The sequence below is a fragment of the Sphingomonas sp. SRS2 genome (assembly GCF_000971055.1).
Lineage (GTDB): Bacteria > Pseudomonadota > Alphaproteobacteria > Sphingomonadales > Sphingomonadaceae > Rhizorhabdus.
In genome coordinates this window covers 59,566-79,444 of record NZ_LARW01000092.1, presented here as the reverse complement: position 1 = coordinate 79,444, position 19,879 = coordinate 59,566, and the positions used below count along the sequence as shown (strand labels likewise).

Sequence of the window (19,879 nt, the reverse complement as noted above, 5' to 3'; positions counted from 1 at the left end):
CTGCTTCAGGATCGCGCTTAGTTCTAATGCCATCTTCCACAGCCATTTACGCAACCGATCAAGGCGACGATGATTCTTCGATGCCACGCCTAGGCGGATTAGGCCAGCCCCAGCAACGCCCGATGCTGTTCGATATCAGCATCGGAAAAACGCAACGCAATGACCCGTGCAGGGACGCCGCCCACGATCGTGTAAGGCGGCACCGAACGTGTTACGACAGCTCCGGCGGCGACCACACAACCTTCGCCGAGCTCAACGCCGGCAAGAACCGTCGCATTGGCACCTATCCAGACATCGTCGCGGATGATGATACCCGGATCGTCGCCCCAGCCCTTTTGCACATCGTCATGCATGTAGATGCCGACCTGATGAAAGCGGTGGTTGCCACCGAGCAGTGAGACCCGCGGTCCGAACATGATGTGCGATCCGATCGAGATCGGCCCATGCGGGCAGCTAAACCATGCGTGCCCGCCGACGAAGACGTCGTTGCCCATCGAGATGTTTTCAAACGAGAAATACGAATTGAATGGGTCGAACCTCACATTACGCCCACAAGAATGAAAGCGCCGTCGCGCGATGCCACACACCGCAGCGCGCGCGATATACGTCGCGGCCTGCCAGCAGCGGTGCAGGACGTAAGCGACAAAGCGTATCAATGCGAAAAACCAAGCGAGATGTGAGTAATCGTTATCCTTCTCAAAATGCGGCTCCTGCCAAAGCAAGCGCTTTTGCCGCGCCACGGTCGACAGCCCTAACGGCGCGCCCGAAATCTCGATCTCCGGGGATCATCAGCAAACTGACGGAGCCGGAGGCAGTTGCGCTTCGATCAGGAATCTCATTAAGCCGCGATAACGATCGGATGGACAGCAGCCTGCGCCTCATCGGCAAGCAATTCGAGCGCGTCAGCGAAGCTCGTCCATGTTCCGGGAATAGCCGGACGTCTCCCACAGATGGCGAAATCAACAGAAATGTGCGGTAAGCCTTGCAGCGTCATCACAATAACCTGCGCCGGGAGGGCGGATCGGTCAAGCGGGGGCGATGTCATCACCCTCCACGCCTGCGCGAAGCGCTGATCCTCGCTATATAACAGGCTCGGCGATGCCGAGCCGGTCGCGTTGATTGGGGCGAGAGGAGATCGCCGGCTTCATCGCGGCGATACTGAGGCGATTATGAGGCTTCGACATAGCCTTGTTTGCGTATAGATCGCACCCTTGCCATCCCGGTATATGCTGAAACCCGTTCAGTATGACGGTTTGAGGGGATAGACCCCTTCCCAAACCCTGCACCCCGGCCTATATAGCCGCCTCCACTTACATCGGCAGTTGCCTTGCGCTTGAGCGCGGGTGCCGCCCTTGACCCTCCGGGACACGGACCGCCTTGCGAACGGTCCGCGACGAATTGGAGTTGGTTTTTCAAGGGTTCTCAAACGCTGGCAGTGCGGTTCCGACAGCCCGGACCCGCACTTTTTGTCGTGGATCGCGCCACGAAAATGGACGCGAATCAGGCTGAAATTCGCTGCGATGCGGAAAGAATTTTGACGCGAGGAAATAAACGCAATGGCCACCCAGGCAGCTCCGCAGACCGCCAAGAAGCGCATCCGCAAAGTCTTCGGCAACATCCACGAAGTCGTGCAGATGCCGAACCTGATCGAGGTTCAGCGTGAATCCTACGAGCAGTTCCTGCGCTCGCGTCCCGCCGACGGCTATGTGTCGGGGCTGGAGAAGACGCTGCGCTCGGTCTTCCCGATCCGCGATTTCGCCGGCACCGCCGAGCTGGATTTCGTCCAGTACGAACTGGAAGATCCCAAGTACGATACCGAGGAATGCCGCCAGCGCGGCATGACCTATGCGGCGCCGATGCGCGTAACCCTTCGCCTGATCGTGTTCGAAGTCGATCCCGATACGGACACCCGTTCGGTCCTCGATATCAAGGAACAGGACGTCTACATGGGCGACATGCCGCTCATGACCCAGAACGGCACCTTCCTGATCAACGGCACCGAGCGCGTGATCGTTTCGCAGATGCACCGTTCGCCGGGCGTGCTGTTCGATCATGACCGCGGCAAGACCCATGCGTCGGGCAAATATCTGTTCGCCGCGCGTGTCATCCCCTATCGCGGTTCGTGGCTCGATTTCGAGTTCGACGCCAAGGACATCGTCAACGTCCGCATCGATCGCAAGCGCAAGCTGCCGGTCACGACGCTGCTCTATGCGCTGGGCATGAACGGCGAGGACATCCTCAACTATTTCTACCGCACGCAGACCTATGTCCGCGGCGAAGGCGGCTGGAAGGTGCCCTTCGTCTCGGAGAACTGGCGTGGCCAGAAGCCGGCGTTCGACGTCGTCAACGGCGACACCGGCGAAGTCGTGTTCCCCGCAGGTTCGAAGATCAGCCCCCGCGCCGCCACCAAGGCCGGCAAGGACGGCCTGTCGACGCTGCTCATCCCGACCGACCAGATTTTCGGCCGCTTTTCGGGTTATGACCTGATCGACGAGTCTACCGGCCGCATCTACATCGAGGCCGGTGACGAAGTGTCGCCGGAAAATCTCGAAATGCTCGACAAGGCGGGGATCGATCATATCGAGCTGCTCGACATCGATCATATCGCTACAGGTCCGTGGATCCGCAACACGCTGAAAGCCGACAAGGTCGAGGAGCGCGACCATGCGCTCAGCGAAATCTATCGCGTCATGCGCCCCGGCGAGCCGCCGACGAAGGAAACCGCCGAGGCGTTGTTCTCGGGGCTGTTTTTCGATCCGGAGCGCTATGACCTGTCGGCCGTCGGTCGCGTCAAACTGAACATGCGCCTCGAGCTCGACGCCGAGGACACGATCACGACGCTGCGCTCCGAGGACATCCTCGCGGTGGTCAAGACCCTCGTCGACCTGAAGGACGGCAAGGGCGAGATCGACGATATCGACAATCTCGGCAACCGCCGCGTCCGTTCGGTGGGCGAGCTGCTGGAAAACCAGTATCGCGTCGGCCTGCTCCGCATGGAGCGCGCCGTGAAGGAGCGGATGTCGTCGGTCGACGTGTCGACGGCGATGCCGAACGACCTGATCAACGCCAAGCCGGCGGTCGCCGCGGTCCGCGAATTCTTCGGCTCGTCGCAGCTGTCGCAGTTCATGGATCAGACCAACCCGCTGTCCGAAGTGACGCATAAGCGTCGCGTTTCGGCCCTCGGGCCAGGCGGCCTCACCCGCGAGCGCGCGGGCTTCGAGGTCCGCGACGTTCATCCGACCCATTATGGCCGCATCTGCCCGATCGAAACACCGGAAGGCCCGAACATCGGTCTGATCAACTCGCTGGCTTCGTTCAGCCGGGTGAACAAGTACGGCTTCATCGAGACGCCGTACCGCAAGGTCATCGATCACAAGGTCACGAACGACGTCGTCTATCTATCGGCGATGGAAGAAGCCAAGCACACCATCGCGCAGGCGAACGCCGAGCTCGATGGCGAGGGCCGCTTCGTCGAGGACCTGATCTCGTCGCGCGAAGCGGGCGAGTTCCTGATCGCGCCGCGCGACCACATCACCCTGATGGACGTCAGCCCCAAGCAGCTGGTGTCGGTTGCTGCGTCGCTGATCCCGTTCTTGGAAAACGATGACGCCAACCGCGCATTGATGGGCTCGAACATGCAGCGCCAGGCGGTGCCGCTGGTTCGCGCCGAAGCGCCGTTCGTCGGCACCGGCATGGAAGAGACCGTCGCCCGTGACTCGGGCGCCGCGATCGGCGCGCGTCGTTCAGGTGTGGTCGACCAGGTCGACGCCACCCGCATCGTGATCCGCGCCAGCGGTGACGTCGATGCCGGCAAGTCGGGCGTCGACATCTACACGCTGATGAAGTTCCAGCGTTCGAACCAGTCGACCTGCATCAACCAGCGTCCGCTGGTGAAGGTGGGCGATGTCGTGCACGCCGGCGATATCATCGCCGACGGCCCGTCGACCGAGTTCGGCGAACTGGCGCTGGGCCGCAACGTCCTCGTCGCGTTCATGCCGTGGAACGGCTACAACTACGAGGATTCGATCCTGATCTCCGAGCGGATCGTGAAGGACGACGTCTTCACCTCGATCCACATCGACGAGTTCGAGGTGATGGCCCGCGACACCAAGCTTGGGCCGGAAGACATCACCCGCGACATCCCGAACGTCGGCGAGGAAGCCCTGCGCAACCTCGACGAGGCGGGCATCGTCTATATCGGCGCCGAAGTGGAGCCGGGCGACATCCTGTGCGGCAAGATCACGCCGAAGGGCGAAAGCCCGATGACGCCGGAGGAAAAGCTCCTTCGCGCCATCTTCGGTGAGAAGGCTTCGGACGTTCGCGATACTTCGCTGCGCCTGCCGCCGGGCGTCTCCGGCACCGTGGTCGACGTGCGGGTGTTCAACCGCCACGGCATCGACAAGGACGAGCGCGCGATGGCAATCGAGCGCGAGGAAATCGACCGCCTGACCAAGGACCGCGAGGACGAACGCGCCATCCTGAACCGCGCCAATTATGCGCGGCTTCGCGAGATGCTGCTCGGCCAGGTCTCTTCGGCCGCCCCCAAGGGCATCAAGAAGGGCGCGGAGATCAACGACGAGCTGCTCAACGAGGTTGAGAAGCGCGAATGGTGGAAGTTCGCCGTCGCCGACGACGCCCGCCAGGCGGATCTCGAAGCGGTCAAGGCGCAGTATGACGAAGCCGTCGGCCTGATCGTCAAGAAGTTCGAGGATCGCGTCGAGAAGCTGCAGCGCGGCGACGAGCTGCCCCCGGGCGTGCTCAAGATGGTCAAGGTGTTCGTCGCGGTGAAGCGCAAGCTTCAGCCGGGCGACAAGATGGCCGGCCGCCACGGCAACAAGGGTGTGATCAGCCGCATCCTGCCGCAGGAGGACATGCCGTTCCTGGAGGACGGCACCCCGGTCGACATCGTGCTCAACCCGCTGGGCGTGCCTTCGCGCATGAACGTCGGACAGATCTTCGAGACCCATCTCGGCTGGGCCGCGCGCGGCTTGGGCAAGCAGGTGACCGAGGCGCTGGAAGGCTGGCGCGAGGCGAACCCCGACGCGACCGGCGGCACCCCGCCGGCAGCGGTCGTCGAGCGTCTGAAGACGGTCTATGGCGAGCAGTATCACGCCGAAATCGAAGCGCGCAGCTTCGATCAGATCGTCGAGATGGCGAAGGTGCTGAAGAACGGCGTTCCGATGGCCACGCCGGTGTTCGACGGCGCCCGCGAAGCCGACGTGGCGGCGATGCTCCGCCTGGCGGGGCTCGACGAGAGCGGCCAGGTCGAGCTGTTCGACGGCCGCACCGGCGACCAGTTCGATCGCAAGGTGACGGTGGGCTACATCTACATGCTCAAGCTCCATCACCTTGTCGACGACAAGATCCACGCACGCTCGATCGGGCCGTACAGCCTCGTCACCCAGCAGCCGCTGGGCGGTAAGGCGCAGTTCGGCGGCCAGCGCTTCGGCGAAATGGAGGTCTGGGCGCTCCAGGCTTACGGCGCCGCCTATACGCTGCAGGAGATGCTGACGGTGAAGTCCGACGATGTCGTCGGCCGCACCAAGGTCTATGAGGCGATCGTCAAGGGTGACGACACCTTCGAGGCCGGCATCCCCGAGAGCTTTAACGTGCTCGTCAAGGAAATGCGGTCGCTCGGCCTCAACGTCGAACTGTCGTCGATCGCCGACACGTCCGGCGACGACGGCTTGGCCGAAGCCGCGGAGTGAACCACCCGGCCGCTGCCCTCCGAAGGCAGCGGCCAGTTCGCCCCGACCCGATTTTGACCCTTCAGAGGGACTGAAAAATGAACGAACTGACCAATTTCGCCAATCCGGTTGCGAAGGCCGAAACCTTCGACCAGATCCAGATCGGCATCGCCAGCCCGGAGCGCATCCGCAGCTGGTCCTTCGGCGAGATCAAGAAGCCGGAAACCATCAACTATCGCACGTTCAAGCCCGAGCGTGACGGCCTGTTCTGCGCGCGCATCTTCGGTCCCATCAAGGATTACGAGTGCTTGTGCGGCAAGTACAAGCGGATGAAGTACAAGGGCATCGTCTGCGAGAAGTGCGGCGTCGAGGTCACCGTCTCGAAGGTCCGCCGCGAGCGGATGGGCCATATCGAGCTCGCCGCCCCAGTCGCGCACATCTGGTTCCTGAAGTCGCTGCCGTCGCGCATCGGCCTGTTGCTCGACATGCAGCTCAAGCAGCTCGAGCGCGTGCTGTACTTCGAAGCCTATATCGTCATTGAGCCTGGCCTGACCCCGCTCGAGAAGTTCACCCTCCTCACCGAGGATGAGCTGCTCGAGGCGCAGGACGAATATGGTGAGGACGCCTTCTCCGCCGGAATCGGCGCCGAGGCGGTCCGCCGCATGCTCGAGGAACTCGACCTCGAAGGCGAGAAGGAAGAGCTTCTCAAGGAGCTGTCCGAGACCAAATCCGAGCTCAAGCCCAAGAAGATCATCAAGCGGCTGAAGGTCGTCGAGAGCTTCCTGGAATCGGGCAACCGTCCGGAATGGATGATCCTCGAAGTCGTCCCCGTCATCCCGCCGGATCTGCGCCCGCTGGTCCCGCTCGACGGCGGCCGCTTCGCGACGTCGGATCTCAACGATCTCTATCGCCGCGTGATCAACCGCAACAACCGCCTCAAGCGTCTCATGGAGCTGCGCGCGCCGGACATCATCGTCCGCAACGAAAAGCGCATGCTGCAGGAGTCGGTCGACGCGCTGTTCGATAACGGCCGCCGCGGCCGCACGATCACGGGCGCCAACAAGCGTCCGCTCAAGTCGCTGTCCGACATGCTCAAGGGCAAGCAGGGCCGCTTCCGCCAGAACCTGCTCGGCAAGCGCGTCGACTATTCGGGCCGTTCGGTCATCGTCACCGGTCCGGAGCTCAAGCTCCACCAGTGCGGCCTGCCGAAGAAGATGGCGCTCGAGCTGTTCAAGCCGTTCATCTACGCCCGTCTGGACGCGAAGGGTCTGTCGATGACCCTCAAGCAGGCCAAGAAGTGGGTCGAGAAGGAGCGCAAGGAAGTCTGGGACATCCTCGACGAGGTGATCCGCGAGCATCCGGTGCTGCTGAACCGCGCGCCGACGCTTCACCGTCTCGGCATCCAGGCGTTCGAGCCCGTGCTGATCGAGGGCAAGGCGATCCAGCTTCACCCGCTGGTCTGCTCGGCCTTCAACGCCGACTTCGACGGCGACCAGATGGCCGTGCACGTTCCGCTGTCGCTCGAAGCGCAGCTGGAAGCGCGCGTCCTGATGATGTCGACCAACAACATCCTGTCGCCCGCGAACGGCAAGCCGATCATCGTGCCGTCGCAGGACATGGTGCTGGGCCTCTATTATCTGTCGATGATGAAGGAAGGCGAGCCTGGCGAGGGCGCGATGATTTCCGACATGTCGGAAGTCCATCAGGCGCTGGCCGCCAAGGCGGTGACGCTGCACACCAAGATCATCACCCGCGTTCCGCAGACCGATGAAGACGGCAAGCAGTATATGAAGCGGGTCGAAACGACGCCTGGCCGCATGCTGCTCGGCGAGACGCTGCCGAAGAGCCACAAGGTGCCGTTCGAGACGGTCAACCGCCTGCTGACCAAGAAGGAGATCGGCGACGTCATCGACATCGTCTATCGCCACACCGGCCAGAAGGAGACGGTGCTGTTCGCCGACGCCATCATGGCGCTGGGCTTCCGCCACGCATTCCAGGCCGGCATCTCGTTCGGCAAGGACGACATGATCATCCCCGACGCGAAGATCCCGCTGGTCGACGAGACCAAGGCGCTCGTGAAGGACTTCGAGCAGCAATATCAGGACGGCCTGATCACGCAGCAGGAGAAGTACAACAAGGTGATCGACGCCTGGTCGCGTTGCGGCGACCGCGTGGCGGCCGAGATGATGAAGGAGATCTCGGCGGTCAAGAAGGGCGAGGACGGCCGCGAACTGCCGATCAACGCGATCTACATGATGGCGCACTCCGGCGCCCGTGGTAGCGCCGCGCAGATCAAGCAGCTCGCCGGCATGCGCGGCCTGATGGCCAAGCCTTCGGGCGAGATCATCGAGACCCCGATCATCTCGAACTTCAAGGAAGGCCTGACCGTCCTTGAATACTTCAACTCCACCCACGGCGCCCGCAAGGGTCTGGCCGACACCGCGCTCAAGACGGCGAACTCGGGCTACCTGACCCGTCGTCTGGTCGACGTGTCGCAGGATTGCGTCGTGGTCGAGGTCGATTGCGGCACCGATCGCGCGCTCGACATGAAGGCGATCGTTCAGGGCGGCGCCACCATCGCATCGCTCGGCGAGCGTATCCTGGGCCGCACCACGGCCGAGGATATCGTCGACACGAAGAACAACGAGGTCCTCATCCCCGAGGGCACGCTGCTCGACGAGCCGATGGTTGCCGCGATCGAGGCGATCGGCACCCAGGGCGTCAAGATCCGCAGCCCGCTGGTCTGCGAATCGAAGGGCGGCGTCTGCGCGGCCTGCTACGGCCGTGACCTTGCCCGCGGCACCCCGGTGAACATCGGCGAAGCCGTCGGCGTCATCGCGGCGCAGTCGATCGGCGAGCCGGGCACCCAGCTGACGATGCGGACCTTCCACATCGGCGGCGCGGCGCAGCTCAACGAGCAGTCGAACCTCGAATCGATCGCCGACGGCACGATCGAGTATCGCGACCTGCGGATCATCACCGATCCGCGCGGACGCCGTGTCTCGCTCAGCCGTTCGGGCGAAGTCGCGATCATCGACGCCGATGGCCGCGAGCGTTCGACCCATCGCCTGCCTTATGGCGCGCATCTCCTCGTCGACGATGGCGTGAAGGTGACCAAGGGTGATCGCCTGGCCGAATGGGATCCGTTCACCATGCCGGTCATCACCGAGACCGGCGGCACGGTGAAGTATCAGGACCTGCTAGACAACCAGACGCTCACCGAGCAGACCGACGAAGCAACCGGCATCAGCCAGAAGGTCGTCATCGAGTATCGCGCCACCAGCCGGAAGGAAGACCTTCGTCCGCGCCTGACGCTGCTCGACGACAGCTCGGGCGAAACCGCGCGCTACATGCTGGCGCCGGGTGCGATGCTCTCGGTCGAGGACGGACAGACGGTGAAGGCCGGCGAGGTTCTCGCCCGCGTCAGCCGCGAGTCGGCCAAGACCCGCGACATCACCGGCGGTCTGCCGCGCGTCGCGGAGCTGTTCGAGGCGCGCAAGCCCAAGGAAAACGCGATCATCGCGAAGGTCTCGGGCCGCGTCGAGTTCGGCAAGGATTACAAGGCCAAGCGCAAGATCATCATCCGTCCGGACGATGGCAGCGATGCGGTCGAGTATCTGGTGCCCAAGTCGAAGGTCATCGACGTGCAGGAAGGCGATTACGTCAAGCGCGGCGACAACCTGATCGGTGGCTCGCCCGATCCGCATGATATTCTCGAGGTGCTCGGCATCGAGCCGCTCGCCGAATATCTCGTGTCGGAAATCCAGGAGGTCTATCGTCTCCAGGGTGTGAAGATCAACGACAAGCACATCGAAACGATCGTTCGTCAGATGCTGCAGAAGGTCGAGATCACCGATGGCGGCGACACCACCCTGCTCCCCGGCGAGCAGGTGGACCGCGAGGAAATGGACGAGATCAACGCCAAGGCGGAAGCCGAGAACCGGGTGATCGCGCAGGGCAAACCGATCCTGCTCGGCATCACCAAGGCTTCGCTCCAGACGCGCTCGTTCATCTCGGCCGCTTCCTTCCAGGAAACGACCCGCGTGCTCACCGACGCATCGGTGCAGGGCAAGATCGACACGCTCAACGGCCTCAAGGAAAATGTCATCGTCGGCCGCCTGATCCCGGCGGGCACCGGCGCCGGCATGAGCCGCCTGCGCGTGACCGCCACCAGCCGCGACGCAGCCCTGCGGGCCGCGCAGCGCAACTGGCAGGAGTCGCTGATCGCCCCGGCGAGCGCCGCTGAAGAGCATGCCGCCGAACTGCGCCAGCCCGTCGAAGCCGATATCGGCGACGATGTGCTCGCCGCAGTTGCGGGCGAAACGCACGGCACCGACGAGGATGCCGGCGAATATCTGAACAAGGAATAAGCTACGGCGCTCCGGCGCCAAGGCTGAGACAAGACCCCGCCGGTGCGAGCCGGCGGGGTTTTTCTTTTCCGGGCGGCCGTTCAGCCGAAGGGTGTTGCGAACTCGATCCGGATACCGCCGGGAATGAACAGCAGGAAGTGGCGCGTCGCCGATCCCTGACGGATGGGGCCCGGCGCGGCGTCGATCACCACCTCCGGATAGATGCTTGCCCTGGCCCATAGCGCGTCCAGCGCGGCATCGTCCGCCACCGCGAGCGACAGATGATGAAGGCCGATATTGGCCCGCCGGTCGAAGGCGCGCGCAGTCGGCGGATCGGCGGCGCGCCACAGCGTGATCAGGATCGCGCCGTCGGACACGAAGATCGCGGGATAAGCGGGCACTCCGCCGACTTCGTCGAAGCCCAACAGACCGCAGAAGAAAGCGCGCGCCTGATCGAGATCGGGAACGGTAAGGCCGATATGATGGACGCCGCGGGTGAGTTTGTCGGTCATGAATGATGTCCTTCCAATTCGGCGACGCGGGCGCGCAGCCGGGCAAGTTCGTCGAGCAGAGGCCGGGTCTCACGCGCGACCTCGGCCTCGGTGAAGCGCGGAGTGATATGCTGCGGGCAGTTCCAGTCGAACCCCACCACATCGATCAGGAAGGCCCGTTCGGGCTCGGCGGCATATCCGGGCGTCATCAGCGCGGCGATGTCCGCGGGATCCTCGCTGCCATAGGCGTGGCCGATCAGCTTGAGCCGGCGACGGTTGGGATAATCCATCAGAAACAGCGACACGCGATCGTCGGCGGCCAGATAGGCGGCCGACAGATATTGCCGGTTGCCGCGATAATCGGCGAAGCCGATCCGGTTGCCGCCGATCCGCCGCAGGAATCCCCCCGGGCCGCCCCGATGCTGGACATAGGGCCAGCCGTCCTCGCTGACGCTCGCCATATAGAAGCTGTCGCGGGCGGCAATGAAATCCGCCTCGCGATCGGTCAAAAGGTCGAGCTCACCGGCGCCATCCTCCATCCGGCCGTAGGACGAGCGCGAGCCCGCAGCCTCCTGGCGCGCGCGGGAGCCGGGGCCGAACATGGCGTGAAGGAATGTCTGTGCCATGCCCCGGAGATAGTTGGTTGCCGCCAAGGTGATAATCGGCGAGTATAGTGTTTCACTATTTCGCTATGGAGAATAATGGATCGTTTCGAGACCCTGACGGCGTTCGTCGCCGTAGCCGACCGGCGCGGGTTCGCGGCGGCGGCGCGCGCGCTGAACATCTCGCCCCCGGCGGTGACCCGCGCGGTCGCGGCGCTCGAACGGCATCTGGGCGTCACGCTGTTCCATCGATCGACCCGCGCCGTTTCGCTCACCGACGAGGGCGCGGCCCTGCTCGATCGCGCGCGGCGAATCCTGGCCGAACTGCGTGAAGCCGAGCAGATCGTGATCGGCGGCCGATCGGTGCCGCGTGGACAGCTCTATGTGACGGCTCCGGTAACGTTCGGCCGGTTGCATGTGTTGCCGGTCATCGACGCGCTGCTGGCGAAGCATGACGGGCTGAGCGCGCGCATGATGCTGCTCGATCGCAATGTTCGCATCATCGAGGAAGGCATCGATGTGGCGGTGAGGATCGGGACGCTGGCCGACAGTGCGCTGCGCGTGGTGGGGATCGGATCGGTACGCCAGACCATCGTCGCGAGTCCGGCCTATCTGGCCGAACATGGCGTCCCGGCAAGCCCCGCCGATGTGTGCCGCCATCGCTGCATAACGGGGAGCGGCGTGCGGGTCGGCACCGCCTGGCCGTTCGGCTCGAAGGGCGATATGATCGTCAACGTGGCCGCCCGGATGACGCTCAACACGATCGACGCGACGATCGCGGCGGCCGAGGCGGGATTGGGACTGGCCAATGTGCTGAGCTATCAGGCTGCCGATGCGATCGCCGGGGGCCGGCTCGTGCCCCTGCTGGAAGAGCATGCGCCGCCTTCGATGCCGGTGAGCCTGCTGTACGACGCCGGTCGTGCGGCGGTACCGGCGGTGCGGGTGTTCATCGAGGCGATGCGCCAGAGCGCGCGGCAAGGCGCGTGGGGCTGAACGGCTTGCGGCAGCATGCGATCACCGGCCATGAGCCTGGCGAAGCGCCGTCATCGACGACGGCTCCGATGCGCTGCATACCGACACGGCGCGAGGCGGGAATCGGTCTGACGGAACCGACCCTTCTCCCGTCGCAAACCCGTGCACCCGCCGGCCCCTTCCCTTCGGTTCGCCGCACGCTGAGCTCCAAACAACCGCACAACAGGGCGTCTGGTGTTGGCCGTTCATCTGGCAGACAGGTCGATCTGAACACGCAGGAGAAACAGAGGGGTAGGATAAAGGAGTCGCTATAATGCGCGTCATTTCGAAAAAGCCGAATATTCGCGTCATGCTTGCCTTGATGGCCCTGCCTATGGCGGGCGGCCTGTCGGCGCAGCAGCCCGCCCCAGAGTCGGGCATTCTGGTCAATGCGCCGGATATGATCGCCGGCCCTGATATCAAAGGCGTCATCTCCGCACGCAACGACGACAAGATAAAGGTCACGAGCGCCGACGGCACCAGCACGATCGTCGCCGTCAACGACGCCACGAAGATCAAGAGCGGCGGCGGCCTGTTCAGCGGCCGCAGCAAGCTTGCCTCGGATTCGCTGCTCAACGGGTTGCCGATCACGGTCAAGACGTTGCAGCCGCGCGACGGGCAATCGGGCGGTGGGCTGGTCGCGAGCCAGATCAGTCTGAAAAACAAGGACCTCAAGACTGCGACGATGATCCGCAACGCGACGGACCAGCGCTTCGAGGAACAGACCGCGGCGACCGAGGCGCTGCGCGGCCGGATGGGCGATATCGACAAGTATAACGTCAAGGGCACGGTCAACGTGCACTTCGACACCGGCAAGGCGGAACTCTCCGCCGAGGCCAAGGCCAACCTCTGCCAGACGGCGAGCTCGGCCGAGGCGCAGGAAAACGCCCTGATGCTGGTCGTCGGCTATACCGACTCGGTCGGCGACGAGGAGTTCAACCAGCAGCTCAGCGAGAAACGCGCCAGCCGGGTGATCAACTATCTCCAGCAGGCGTGCGGCTGGAAGCCCTATCGTATGCTGACCCCCACCGGGATGGCCGAAGCCGACCCGGCAGCGAGCAACGATACCGACGAAGGCAAAGCGCAGAACCGCCGTGTCGCGGTGAACATCCTGGTGAGCAAGAGCGTCGACGACTTGTGAGATACTGATCTCCGCAGAGAGATAGACCGGACCACCAAAGAGGAACCCCGCCGGTGCGAGCCGGCGGGGTTTGTTCGATTGGTCATTCGTGCCCATGTTATCGCCCGGTCGCACTGTCACTCGACAAACGAACAGTACTTCGCTCTCAGGCGAGGTGACCCCGTATCGAACAAGCCGACGCGGATCGCGAGCGACCTTGACTGACACCGATCCCGACCCCACTCCACGGATCCGGGGCGGTCGAAGACCGCGAAGGCGCGCATGGGCGCGACTATCTGTTCGATCTGAAAGGGCTGCCGACTGGCAACCGGTAAGGATTGGCGTGCGGGATCGGGGGCGAGCCGCCGCACACCGCGCCGGGCACCTCATCAAAGGTCGCGCTGGCGAAGTGAACTATCGCGGGCGCCCGCCGTTTAGCCGCGAAGCAACGAGGAACGATGACCATCCAAGCTATCGACCTGATCCTGCCGGTGGTTGGCGCCGCCACCGCGGGCGCCCTAATCGGCGCGGAGCGCGAATATCGGGCGAGCCCCGCCGGGTTTCGCACGCATATCTTGGTCGGCCTGTCGTCGGGGCTGCTGATGCTTGCCGCGGTGCATCAGATTCATTGGCTGACCGATACGCCCAACGACATCGTCCGGATCGACCCGGTGCGCATGGCCCATGGCGTGCTCACCGGCATCGGATTTCTGTGCGGCGGCGTCATCTTCAGGGAAGGCGTCACCGTCAGAGGGCTGACGACGGCGGCGTCATTGTGGATGACCTCGGCGCTAGGCGTGTTGTTCGGGGTCGGCTTCTATGTCCTCGCGGTCGGGGCGACGATCGCCACCTTGCTGGTTCTCGCCGCCGCCGACATAACCGAACGGTTTTTGCCGCAACGCAGATTCTCGCAGCTCAGGATAAGATATGCCCGAGACGCAGGCGATACGCCCGGTGGCTTTACGGCCTTGCTGGCTGCGCATGGCATCAAGCATCTGGCCATGTCGCAGAGCCTGCAGAATGAGATTTACGAGATCAGCGCGACGATCGGCGGAACGACCGCAGCCAAGGAAGCGTCGCTGACGTCCGCATTGCGGGCCGATCCCGAGGTGATCGGGTTCGATCTGGATAACCGCTAGCGAGCCCGGGGGCCATGGTGCCCGACCTGTGGGGCGGAACCTCTGCCGCTGTCCGCGATTGGAGCGGCATGCGCATGCTGCGCGTCATCCGAACGATCGAGGAAAGCGCGTCATGATCCGCCTGTTCCATGTCAGCGACCTCCATTTCGGCTGTGCCGACGAGGCGGCGCTGCACTGGTTCGCCGGCGCAGTCGCGGCGGAGCGGCCCGATGCGGTGGTCGTGACCGGCGATTTGACGATGCGCGCGCGGCGCAGCGAGTTCGAGGCGGCGGCGGCGTGGCTGGGCAGCCTGAACGTGCCGATGACGATCGAGCCGGGCAATCACGACCTTTCGTGGAATCCGTTCGTCCGCTTTGTGCGGCCCTATCGGCATTTTCGCAGGATCGAGGCCAACCTGGCCCGTCCGCTGTCGTTGCCGGGTGCTACGCTGGTGCCGCTAAAGACCACGGCGCGGTTCCAGTGGCGGCTCAACTGGTCGTGGGGCGTGGTTGGCGACGACAGCCTGCGGCAGGCGATCGCGCGGATCGAGGCGAAGCCCCCGGGGAGCGTCACCATAGTCGCGTGCCACCATCCGCTTATCGACCGCGACGACATTCGGTCACGGGGACGCACCCTGCGCGGACGCGAGGCATTGTCGCAGCTGGCGGCGGCCGGGGCCGATGTGGTGCTGAGCGGTCATGTCCATGACCCGTTCGACAGCCTGATCGAAGCCGATGGGCGGCCGATACGCGTCATCGGCGCGGGTACGCTGTCGCACCGCACGCGCGCGACGCCGCCATCGTTCAATATGCTGACGGTCGACGGCGGCAAGATTGCCACCGCAGTACGCACGATGATGTGAATTGGGTCGCCCTGTGCGTCATCCGCACAGGGCGGGCCGTCAGCCGAGCATTTCGGCGACGATGCGGCGGAGCTCGCGGCGCGTCAGCACGGCTGAACGCGGGGCGGCGGATCGCCGGTCTAGGTAAGAGGATTTGGAAGTAACGGAACGCGAAGTGGAAATTTGATTCATATTATCCTTGGCGCGCCATGCCATGGCGCGCTGTATATCTATCTTATGGATTAGCGGCGGAAACCGCCGCGACGCGGGCCTCCGGGCGCAGCGCCCGGGGTTCGTTCGCGGAAAATGATCCGGCCCTTGTCGAGGTCATAGGGAGTCATCTCGACCTGGACACGATCGCCCACCACCGAGCGGATGCGGAAACGCCGCATCTTGCCGGCGGTGTAAGCGATAATGCGATGAGTATTTTCCAGTGTGACGCCGAAGCGCCCGTCGGGAAGTATTTCATCGATCGTGCCGTCGAGGACCATCAGGTCCTCCTTGGCCATGCGATCAGGCCGGCTGCAGGTTGCAGGCAGACTGCTTGCCGCGACGGTCGGTTTCCAGCTCATACTTGATGCGCTGGTCCTTTTCGAGGGTCGACATCCCTGCGCGCTCGACGGCGGTGATGTGGACGAAGCTATCGCCCGAGCCATCCTCTGCCGCGATGAAACCATAACCCTTATCGGAATTGAAGAATTTGACGACGCCGGTGAGCATAAGTCGTCCTTTCACAGAAAATATTTCTCCCGGCGACGTGCCGGAAGGCCAGTAGCGTGAAAGGGAGAGATCGGCCTGCTACGAAGCCTCAAAATCCGTCGCAGGCGACGTTAGCCCGGTTCATCTACCATTTCTGGCCTAAAAGTCAATCGAGCGCGGGACTACCCTCGATTTGCCGCATGTTTTCTGTGATAAACAATGAATATTAAGCGTATGTTTTCGGGGTTATTGCGGGAACTGACGCCCTGTTGAAATAATTACGGACAAATCGGCCGCCAGCGCCTAAGGTCAATCGGGCTAATTCCGGCAGGCACGATCGCGTCGTGCAGGAGCCTCCCCTATGTCCCGTGCCATCAACCTAGACGCCACGCTGGCGCACGTCACCGATATGTGCGCCAAGCACGCGGCCGTCATCAGCGTGATCGAGCCGCTCCAGTCGGGTGGCACCCGCGTCGTGCTGCTCAACGCGCACGACACGGCGGTCATCACCCGCGCCTATGGCAACAAGGTGCTGACGGGCGCAGTGCAGCGGATGCCGATCCGCCCCCGCCACTAGGGTGCATCGACATCCCTGGCGGGATGGCGGGGGACGCGGCGTCGACAGCCACCCCGCCAGTGCACTACGCGCCCACCGGCTGGCGGACGCCATCGCCACGATGGTGCGCGGCACCGCCTTCCTCCATGCCCGCGCAGCGGTAATCGAGGCGCGGGGAACCGCGTCGGTTTCACGCCATGCGATGGTGCTCGCCAATGCGCTGCGCGAACTCGACTGCTTTCTCCTGGTGCTGCTCGACGAGATCGCCGCCAGCGCCGGGCTGCGCGGGACGGCGCTGACCGCGTTCAAGCGGCGGCGCAGCGCCGCCAACAAGCTCGCCGCCTATCCCGCATTGTTCGGCGGCAGCGCTGACGACCTTGGCATATTGCTGACCCTCGGGAAGCAGAAGGCCGTGCTGCTCGCGCTGTTCCGCGGCCGCCGCACCACCGCCGGCGACATCCTCGTCGCGGCGAAATTCTCGACGATCGATCTCAGGACGATCAGCACCTATTATGCCGGCCTGTCGGTGCGCCTCATCGGCCACGCCGAACTTGCCGGCGAAGAGCTGCCGCTGGCCGCCTGATCCGGCAGCCGAACCGGACTCACGCCGCCCGGCCCGTTCCCGCATAAGCCGACACACCGCTCGCCTGCCGCTTGCCGCTCCGCAGCGCGCGTTCGGCGCCGAGCAGCAGGCGTTCGAGTTCGGCGCCCTGCTGAAGATCGATCGAATAGCCGATGTTCGTGGTGATGATGATATCCTCGCCCGCCACCGCATAGCTCTTGTCGAGCGTCGCAACGACCTGATGCGCCAGCATCTCCGCCTCAGCGGCGGCGGCCATGTTGGGCTGGATGATGACGAAATCGTCGCCATTGAGGTGGATCACGAGATTGTCGCCGCGCACCACGCGGCGCAGGCGCTGCGCAACCGCTTTCAGCAGCGCGTCGCCTGCCATATGGCCGTACATCTCGTTCACCGGATCGAGCTGATTGATGTCGACGCAGTGGACCGCAATCAGTTCGGTGCCATCCGCGCGCGTGGCAAGCTGCTCGAAGCGCTCACGCAGCACCAGACGGTTGGGAAGACCGGTCAGGTCGTTCTGGCGCGCCAGCGTCTCCATCAGCCGGCGCATCGAGATCTGTGACGATGTATCGCGATAGCGCTGGATCATCGACAGGACGCCACCGCCGAGGAACAACGCGGTCAGCAATCCGGTCCCGGTGCTCGCGCCGCCGGGCATGAAAAAGCTGACCAGGATCATCGGCACGATCCCGATCAGGATAGCGGTGACGCTGATCCACAGGCGCAGCGAGACCGTGGCCGCCACCCCCGCGCCATAGCCGTAAATCAGCGCGACAAGCAGCATATGGAGATCGGCGTCGACCACCGCATAGGCGCGCGCGGTAAAAGCGCCGAATGTCGCCGCGAAGAGGATATAGGTTGCGCCGAACTGCCGCTCGATCGCGCGGGCGACATTGGTGCCGAGCGTCTCCGAACGCGCCCGCGCCCGGTTGCCGAACAGCGAGCCGAGTCGGAGCGCCGAAGCGACCATGCCCAGCGCGTAGAGAAAGGGCAGCATCGCATCGTGGCTATGCGCGAGGATATAGGCGCCGGTGCCGGCAAAGCAGATCGTCATGATCACCGCCGGCAGAGTCAGGCCGAATAGCGACTGGACCAGCTCGACATAGGTGGCTTCCGAAAGCCGGGCCTTCACGATATCGGCCGCCCGACGGCGGCGACCACGCAGAAGGTTACGCAAAGAGATCAACCAAGGGCTCCACATACGAGGCCGCGGTGCACGGCAGGGGCGCAACGTAACAGAGCGAGGTTGCCAGAACATTAGGAGAAATGCGGCGATTCTGCGCGAACATAGGCCGATGGTCGAGAAAACCCTCGAAACGGGGGAGATTTTACTCGGGCTGGGCCCGCAAAATAATGACATTGATGTCAGTTGAGCGGCGCGCCCATCACCAGTTGGCGTTCTCAAAATAGAGCTGAGCCGCCGCATCGGTATCTTTGAACGGCTTGCCCAGCGGTTGAATGCCACACGCTGTCCTTATGATTTCGTCGTTCACGGTGTTCGGCTTTGCCTGGGAATATGCTGTCGCGACCTTGGACGAGCCGACGCTTGCCTTGCCCATGTAATGCGTTGTCGACAAATCCCGGAATGCCTGTGTCGAACAGTTCGCTTCCCGGGATGCAATGAAGTGATCGCTGCCCTGATCGGGGCGGTAATAGATGGACAGCCAAAACCGAACCACTTCACCGACGCGCGTGGAGTTCGCCGCATCGATGAAAGCCACGGACACATCCGGAGAATAGGATGCCTGATGCCATTGCCGCGGCAAGAGTTCGGTTGCTGCGACGGTCAGTTGAGAGGCTAAAGGAAGGACGGGCGCTCTTGGAGGAGGAGGTGGTGGTGTCGGCGGAAGCGGAGCCGCCATCGCCTGCCTTACGAATATCTCCTTCTCGATGCGCTCAAAGGCTTCTCGGTAGACTGGTGGATCTAGGACAGGGTTTTCGTCGGTGAAGGCCAATTGGCTTTTCCCGGAGCTCATAACGAAATTCAATCGTGCACGCGTCAGGTCGGCTCCTCGCTGCTCGATGAAGGCGGACACGATCGGAATTTTCTTGCCTTGGCCAAACCCTATGAACGGCAACCAAGTAAGATACGCCTTGGACGGACCAATCGCTGTGATCAGGCCGGTATCTCGATCGGCGCTCTGAATCCGAAACCCCGCATCCTGTAAAATCGTCATCACAGCAGGAAAAACGATCGAGACCGGCGCTTCGAAGTCCTTGGCCTGAATCTGCTGCAGAGCCATTCCTGTGACCTGCGCCTCCTTGGCGGAAGCCGGGCAGGCAAAGGCGGCGGCGATACCTATCATCGCGCCAAAGCGAATATGCGCTTGCGGAAACATCAGAACGAACTGCTGCGGCTCTTGAAGTCGCTCACGCGTTTATCCGCGCCGAACTTGATGATCAGCGTCATCGAGCGCTGGGTCTGTGTGGATTTGCTCTTGCTCTTGCCAAAGCCCAGTCCGCCCGCGCCCGCCGAACTACCCCCGCCAGCACCAAGCAGCATGCCGATCGAAAAGCCACTGCTTCCAGACGATGTGACCGTGGCTTGGCGATCATAGACCCAGACCTCCTGCCCCTGGCCGTCCAATGTCGTGATGTTGGGCGCCCCAAAGGTTTCGAGCACCTCGGTCTGTGTGGTGGTGCCTATGTGCAGCGTCATCTGCGCCATGCCGTGCGTGAGCGTGTTGGCGCTATCTTGAGCGCTCGCGCTAACACCCAGAAGTGCCGCAAATAAGATCGCAAGAGTTCTGATCATTCGCATTGGGAGCCCCCTCCTGACCCGCAATGATGCGCGATTTTTCAGAAGAGTCCAGATAGGTTTATGT

17 protein-coding genes are annotated in these 19,879 nt (G+C 63.4%); 8 read left to right on the top strand and 9 right to left on the bottom strand.

All coding sequences use genetic code 11. From position 1 onward, the window contains the following. Positions 1–98: 98 nt before the first annotated feature. Together WP12_RS25845 and WP12_RS25295 are read right to left on the bottom strand one after the other, a co-directional pair. Positions 99–740, bottom strand: coding sequence for an acyltransferase (locus WP12_RS25845; RefSeq protein ID WP_084691139.1), 642 nt, complete (start codon positions 738–740; stop codon positions 99–101). A gap of 98 nt (positions 741–838) precedes the next feature. Beyond that, positions 839–994: a hypothetical protein gene (locus WP12_RS25295; protein ID WP_160299222.1), complete on the bottom strand. Its 156-nt coding sequence runs from the start codon at positions 992–994 to the stop codon at positions 839–841. Between the two features lie 562 nt (positions 995–1,556). On the opposite strand from WP12_RS25295, the gene rpoB reads away from it, so the two are divergent. Both rpoB and rpoC read left to right on the top strand, forming a co-directional pair. Continuing rightward, positions 1,557–5,708 carry a DNA-directed RNA polymerase subunit beta gene (gene rpoB / locus WP12_RS12895; RefSeq protein ID WP_046194118.1) on the top strand — a complete coding sequence of 1,384 codons (4,152 nt, stop codon included), beginning with the start codon at positions 1,557–1,559 and terminating at the stop codon, positions 5,706–5,708. A gap of 77 nt (positions 5,709–5,785) precedes the next feature. Beyond that, the gene (rpoC, locus tag WP12_RS12890) at positions 5,786–10,057 is read left to right on the top strand and encodes a DNA-directed RNA polymerase subunit beta' (protein WP_046194117.1); all 4,272 of its coding nucleotides are present in this window, start codon (positions 5,786–5,788) and stop codon (positions 10,055–10,057) included. Between the two features lie 80 nt (positions 10,058–10,137). Here rpoC and WP12_RS12885 read toward each other — a convergent pair whose 3' ends face one another. Next, positions 10,138–10,548, bottom strand: a complete 411-nt coding sequence (locus WP12_RS12885) for a VOC family protein (protein WP_046194116.1) — start codon at positions 10,546–10,548, stop codon at positions 10,138–10,140. Beyond that, the gene (locus WP12_RS12880; RefSeq protein WP_046194115.1) at positions 10,545–11,153 is read right to left on the bottom strand and encodes a pyridoxamine 5'-phosphate oxidase family protein; all 609 of its coding nucleotides are present in this window, start codon (positions 11,151–11,153) and stop codon (positions 10,545–10,547) included. Before WP12_RS12880 ends, WP12_RS12885 begins: the two co-directional genes overlap by 4 nt. A 75-nt stretch (positions 11,154–11,228) precedes the next feature. Between WP12_RS12880 and WP12_RS12875 the strand changes: the two genes are divergently transcribed. The 4 genes from WP12_RS12875 to WP12_RS12860 all read left to right on the top strand — a co-directional run bounded on the left by WP12_RS12875 (position 11,229) and on the right by WP12_RS12860 (position 15,240). Continuing rightward, complete coding sequence (locus WP12_RS12875) at positions 11,229–12,122, top strand: LysR substrate-binding domain-containing protein (protein WP_046194114.1); 894 nt, start codon at positions 11,229–11,231, stop codon at positions 12,120–12,122. A 292-nt stretch (positions 12,123–12,414) separates the two neighbouring features. Next, on the top strand, positions 12,415–13,281 hold the full coding sequence (locus WP12_RS12870) for an OmpA family protein (protein ID WP_046194113.1): 867 nt from the start codon (positions 12,415–12,417) through the stop codon (positions 13,279–13,281). Between the two features lie 437 nt (positions 13,282–13,718). Then, entirely contained in the window at positions 13,719–14,399 is a 681-nt protein-coding gene (locus WP12_RS12865; protein WP_046194112.1) for an MgtC/SapB family protein, read from the top strand. A gap of 112 nt (positions 14,400–14,511) precedes the next feature. Continuing rightward, positions 14,512–15,240 (top strand): metallophosphoesterase family protein, encoded by a 729-nt coding sequence (locus tag WP12_RS12860; protein ID WP_046194111.1) that lies wholly within the window; start codon positions 14,512–14,514, stop codon positions 15,238–15,240. Positions 15,241–15,461: 221 nt separating this feature from the next. On the opposite strand, the gene infA is transcribed toward WP12_RS12860, so the two are convergent. Together infA and WP12_RS12850 are read right to left on the bottom strand one after the other, a co-directional pair. Further along, positions 15,462–15,728: a translation initiation factor IF-1 gene (infA, locus tag WP12_RS12855; RefSeq protein WP_046194110.1), complete on the bottom strand. Its 267-nt coding sequence runs from the start codon at positions 15,726–15,728 to the stop codon at positions 15,462–15,464. A 4-nt stretch (positions 15,729–15,732) separates the two neighbouring features. Continuing rightward, positions 15,733–15,939, bottom strand: coding sequence for a cold-shock protein (locus tag WP12_RS12850; protein WP_046194109.1), 207 nt, complete (start codon positions 15,937–15,939; stop codon positions 15,733–15,735). A gap of 340 nt (positions 15,940–16,279) precedes the next feature. Here WP12_RS12850 and WP12_RS12845 point away from each other — a divergent pair, with 340 nt between their 5' ends. Further along, positions 16,280–16,495: a hypothetical protein gene (locus tag WP12_RS12845; protein ID WP_046194108.1), complete on the top strand. Its 216-nt coding sequence runs from the start codon at positions 16,280–16,282 to the stop codon at positions 16,493–16,495. Position 16,496: 1 nt separating this feature from the next. Then, entirely contained in the window at positions 16,497–17,057 is a 561-nt protein-coding gene (locus WP12_RS12840) for a hypothetical protein (protein WP_152663983.1), read from the top strand. Positions 17,058–17,076: 19 nt separating this feature from the next. On the opposite strand, the gene WP12_RS12835 is transcribed toward WP12_RS12840, so the two are convergent. The 3 genes from WP12_RS12835 to WP12_RS12825 form a co-directional block, all read right to left on the bottom strand. Continuing rightward, positions 17,077–18,240, bottom strand: coding sequence for a GGDEF domain-containing protein (locus tag WP12_RS12835; RefSeq protein ID WP_235399125.1), 1,164 nt, complete (start codon positions 18,238–18,240; stop codon positions 17,077–17,079). Positions 18,241–18,439: 199 nt separating this feature from the next. Further along, positions 18,440–19,393 carry a surface-adhesin E family protein gene (locus tag WP12_RS25545; protein ID WP_200894520.1) on the bottom strand — a complete coding sequence of 318 codons (954 nt, stop codon included), beginning with the start codon at positions 19,391–19,393 and terminating at the stop codon, positions 18,440–18,442. Continuing rightward, positions 19,393–19,815 (bottom strand): hypothetical protein, encoded by a 423-nt coding sequence (locus WP12_RS12825; RefSeq protein WP_046194106.1) that lies wholly within the window; start codon positions 19,813–19,815, stop codon positions 19,393–19,395. Before WP12_RS12825 ends, WP12_RS25545 begins: the two co-directional genes overlap by 1 nt. Positions 19,816–19,879 lie beyond the last annotated feature (64 nt).